Origin of the sequence: Sabulibacter ruber, assembly GCF_017355955.1 — a bacterium.
Lineage (GTDB): Bacteria > Bacteroidota > Bacteroidia > Cytophagales > Hymenobacteraceae > Nibribacter > Nibribacter ruber_A.
Window position 1 is genome coordinate 413 of the sequence record NZ_JAFFID010000014.1, and the last position, 620, is coordinate 1,032.

The window sequence follows — 620 nt, forward strand, 5'->3', positions numbered from 1 at the left end:
AGGCCCGGCGCTTTGAAGAAGACGCCAACGGCCACGCTGCTCTTCTGGCCTGCCTCAAGCCGTTGGCGCCGGTCGCCTGTGTCGTCCTGGAGGCAACCGGCCACTACTGGAAGAACCTGGCGGTCGCCTTGCTGGCCAACGGCTACCCGCTGGTCGTGCTCAATCCCTTGCAGTCCGCCCGCTTCCAGCAGGAAAACCTCACGCGCACCAAGACCGACGGCATCGATGCCCTCGGCCTGGCGCGGCTGGCTCAGCAAAAGCGCCCGCAACCGACCCGCCTGCCCGATGCGGCCACCGAAGAGCTGCGCGAGCTGGTCCGCCATCGCGACCGGCTGGTCCAGGATCTCGGCGACCGGGTCCGCCAGCTCCACCGCCTGGTCGACCTGACCTTCCCGGAGTTCACCCGGATCGTCCACACCCTCGACAGCCGGCTAGCCACCACCATCCTGCTGGCCTTCCCCAGCGGGCAGGCCATCGCCGCCGCCGACCCCGGCCAACTGGCGGCTCTGCGCTACGACGGGCGGCATGCCGTCGGCCCGGAGCGGGCCGGCACCCTGATCCAGGGCGCCAAAAGCACGGTCGGGGCGCATCAGGGCGAAGCCTACCGGGTCCAGGTCCGT

At 70.3% G+C, this 620-nt stretch carries 1 protein-coding gene; it reads left to right on the plus strand.

Annotated elements, in window-relative coordinates; translation table 11 throughout:
- On the plus strand, positions 1-620 hold a 620-nt coding region (locus JT719_RS24230; RefSeq protein ID WP_207436376.1), incomplete at both ends, for an IS110 family transposase.